Below are 3,315 nucleotides of genomic sequence, written 5' to 3' on the forward strand. Positions count from 1 at the left end.
ATCCGTCACATGGAAGAACTCGGAGCGCAGTTTTCCAGCAAGGGAAAAACCAACCCCGGGCAGCCCCGGCAGAATGGCGATAATTTTTATGTCATTCCCGACAACGTCCCTTATGCAAACCAGAAGCGCTACATCCTCGTACTCTGGAAGGCTCTGGGGTGGAGCCTGAAAGGAATCGACACTCGCATGCGTAAACAATTCGGTCTGGACAGTCTTGTGTGGGTGCAAGACCAGGCGCAGTTACAGACCATCACCAAGGACCTGCAGAACCGTTGCCGAAAGGCTGGAATTGACCCGGATAACGCATGATGCAGGATACAGAACCGCTGGAGCTCGTTCAGGAAATCACTTCTCGGTATCGCACCGTACACCGGTTCTGCAAAGCTCATGGGGAACTCAATCGATCCACGGTCTATATGGTACTCAAAGGCCGTTATCCCGGCAACGTAGAGCGTCAACTGGAGCGAATGCGGCAGGCCTTGCGGGGGGAAGTAAGCGTTGAGGAGCGGGCCTATCAGGCAATACGGGAGACAGCATGCGCAAGGTGTACCGTCACTAATCAGGGATGCCGTAGATGCGAAACGCTTTTTAGAGCGCTGGCCCGCGCCGTGGCCGCCGCTATTTCAAACCACACATGAGGTGCAGCATGAATGCAACCCTGTGCAGAACGCTCAAAAAGATGTTTGACGATGGGTTCCGTCAGTATGCCGGAGAGATTGATTCGCAGGTCTACGAGCAGCTTGGCTGCAAGGATGCCTCGCGGGCCTATTGGATTTGCCGTTGGCCTATCCTGCATTGTCTCGGTTGCAACAGGCGTTGCACTCCTAAGGCCCCCACGGGCTTTCAGGTGCCGTTGGTGACAGTATCGCCGTCCACAAATAAAGATTTCTCGCTCACTCCCGAAGAACTTGTCGCGGCCAAGGCCCTGTTGCGTATTGATGAAGCAGCGTACTGCCTGAATGTCTCAGAACGCACAGTGCGTAGGCTAGTTGATGAGGGGGTGTTGGTTCGGCATGTTCGGCAACCGGTGCGAGTGACTGCGGAGAGCGTGAGGGAGGAGATGGCACGGGTAGACTTATAACCGGGCAAGGCTTTTCATTTTATTTGAAAACAGATATGTAGCCAGCAAAACACCAAGGAGCATACCATGGGTAACTTGCTGGCTCTTATCTTTTTGTTTGCGTTGATATGGTTCATAGGTGCCATGATCAAGCCTCAAAAATTTGTCTACTGGGGCAGTCGCTCCCGCAAAGGCGGTCTTGTTTGGTTGGGAATTATGTTAGCAGTGACTATCGCCATTCCAAGGGGGGAATCGACGCCTACACCTTCTGTTGAATATACCATTTTGACAGATCAGGCCCACGGTACGATCAAGCGCACTGTTGAAGTGGAACTACCCTCCAGATTGACCCCTGAAGAACTCAAAAACATTGCGCGAGAGATCAAAAACAAGGACGACTCCTTTGATAAAACGTTTATTGGATATTACATTAAAGGAGAAAGTTCCTCGATGTACTGGGCAACAACTCACTACACCCCGGATCTTGATGTTATTATTTTTGGAGCGACGCAAGAACAGTTCAAGAACCTTAAATCACAACCACTAGATATAGATGGAGAACTTATTGGAACATGGATGAGTAACAACGGATTTACATCTATTATTACAGCATACAAAAAAGGCGATAAAGTGTACGTTTCTGATCGCTATTCAGATGGCTCTTCCAATACACAAGAATACAGCATGACGATGCAGGATAACAAGATTCGCTTGGAGCGGCCAAACGACTTTGGCGAATACTATCTTGTCAATGCACAAGGTGATTTAGAGTTCTGGAGTAAGAACGGTAACTTCTACACGGCTTCAAAGCGATAACCCCCGTTACCTTCTGTACGTTCCATGCCATAGTTGCCTCATTTCCCGATCTTCTAACAAAACCCCTATACGCTGCATGACATCACACTCTTATGGAGGATGTCATGCAGCGTATTTCTTTGTCCCCCAATTTCTTCCTCGACGAATTCACCCGGAGTCAGACCGCTGAGCGGTTTGGCCACCCCATCGAAGTGGAGCTCGGCTCCACGGTTTTCAACAATCTTCGGTTCCTTTGCCTGACCCTGCTGCAGCCCATACGGGAAGCGCTGGGGCCTATCACCATTTCCAGCGGCTACCGGCCTAAGTGGCTCAATGACCACATTGGCGGTTCCCCCTCATCCGATCACCTCACCGGCCTTGCCGCGGACATCATCGTTCCCGGCCGTAGCCCGCTTGATGTGGCGCGGTTCATCAGTAGCCAGAACCTTGGCTACAAGCAGCTGATCAACGAGCATGACCGCTGGGTGCACATCGCTTCCCCCGGCCCTGACATTATGCCGCGTCGGCAGGAACTTACCATCTGGCATAACGGCCAGCGGAACCTGACGACGGTGGGCCTGCATTCCGTGAAGGAACTGTGGGAACAGGCGTTGAGGGGGTAGCGTATGGGACTCCTCAACATTGGTAAAAACTTGCTCAAGCTTGTTCCGGGTGTCGGGCAGGTTGTCAGCCTGATCGATACCGTTGGTGACATTGCCGAAGCTGTCGGCGGTGACACCGGCAAGAAGATCAAGGACGGCCTCTCTATGGTTTCCGATGGTCTGGACGAGGCCGGAGCACAGCCTCTTACCCCTGAGCAACGTACCCGGCTGGAACTTGCCGGCCAGCGCCATAAGGAGCGCATGGCGGAAATCGAACTCTCCGACATTGAGGGAGGCCGGGGGCTTGCCAAGGCGGAACTTGCCTCGCAGGACGAGTACGTCCGCCAGACACGTCCCAAGCTGCTTCGCATCTATGCATGGGGTTTTCTGCTCCTGTGCTTTATCGCCGTTCCGCTTGTGGTAGCGGCCTGCGTATGGGGTGGCCTGACTCCCGCCAGTGCAGACGTCATAACGTATGTGGTCTGCTGGCTCATCGGCACCATAGGCACTACCTTCGCCGCCATGTTCCGCTCGTACACGGGGCAGCGCACTGCTGAAAAAATGGCAGAAGCGGGAATGCAGCCCGAAGGGCTTATGGACAAGCTCGCCAAGCTGCGACGTGGAGGCCGCTGATGGAAATCAACTGGGACCTTCTCAATTTCCTGCTACGTCTCGCTCAAATTCTATTCGTCCCTCTGGCCATGTGGCTGATCAAAGAAATCTGGTCCCTGCGTAAGGATGTCATAGAGCTGCGAAGCCGCGTGAAGGCCAATGAAGAAAAGCTGGATTGCGCGCCGGACAGCAAGGCCCTGCATAATCTCGCGCTGGCCATCGAAGGGCTACGCGGTGATGTCCGCG

General features: G+C 53.3%; 6 protein-coding genes. All 6 read left to right on the top strand.

Annotated elements, in window-relative coordinates:
• On the top strand, nucleotides 1-309 hold a 309-nt coding region (locus tag H586_RS0111805), incomplete at its 5' end, for a phage protein GemA/Gp16 family protein (RefSeq protein ID WP_027182142.1).
• Nucleotides 310-646: 337 nt separating this feature from the next.
• On the top strand, nucleotides 647-1,081 hold the full coding sequence (locus H586_RS0111815; protein WP_027182144.1) for a helix-turn-helix domain-containing protein: 435 nt from the start codon (nucleotides 647-649) through the stop codon (nucleotides 1,079-1,081).
• A 66-nt stretch (nucleotides 1,082-1,147) separates the two neighbouring features.
• Nucleotides 1,148-1,876 (top strand): hypothetical protein, encoded by a 729-nt coding sequence (locus tag H586_RS0111820; protein WP_027182145.1) that lies wholly within the window; start codon nucleotides 1,148-1,150, stop codon nucleotides 1,874-1,876.
• A gap of 104 nt (nucleotides 1,877-1,980) precedes the next feature.
• A complete protein-coding gene (locus H586_RS0111825) occupies nucleotides 1,981-2,478 on the top strand; it encodes a D-Ala-D-Ala carboxypeptidase family metallohydrolase (RefSeq protein WP_027182146.1) in 498 nt (165 codons plus the stop codon).
• Nucleotides 2,479-2,481: 3 nt separating this feature from the next.
• Nucleotides 2,482-3,090, top strand: coding sequence for a 3TM-type holin (locus H586_RS0111830; RefSeq protein ID WP_027182147.1), 609 nt, complete (start codon nucleotides 2,482-2,484; stop codon nucleotides 3,088-3,090).
• A partial coding sequence (locus H586_RS0111835; protein ID WP_027182148.1) for a hypothetical protein occupies nucleotides 3,090-3,315 on the top strand: 226 nt, incomplete at its 3' end. The genes H586_RS0111830 and H586_RS0111835, both read left to right, overlap by 1 nt.

Source organism: Oleidesulfovibrio alaskensis DSM 16109, assembly GCF_000482745.1.
Taxonomy (GTDB): Bacteria; Desulfobacterota; Desulfovibrionia; order Desulfovibrionales; family Desulfovibrionaceae; genus Oleidesulfovibrio; species Oleidesulfovibrio alaskensis.

Coding starts and splice junctions, on each gene's coding strand:
- H586_RS0111820 (WP_027182145.1), top strand. CDS start 1,148: ATGGGTAACTTGCTGGCTCTTATCTTTTTGTTTGCGTTGATATGGTTC.
- H586_RS0111825 (WP_027182146.1), top strand. CDS start 1,981: ATGCAGCGTATTTCTTTGTCCCCCAATTTCTTCCTCGACGAATTCACC.
- H586_RS0111815 (WP_027182144.1), top strand. CDS start 647: ATGAATGCAACCCTGTGCAGAACGCTCAAAAAGATGTTTGACGATGGG.
- H586_RS0111830 (WP_027182147.1), top strand. CDS start 2,482: ATGGGACTCCTCAACATTGGTAAAAACTTGCTCAAGCTTGTTCCGGGT.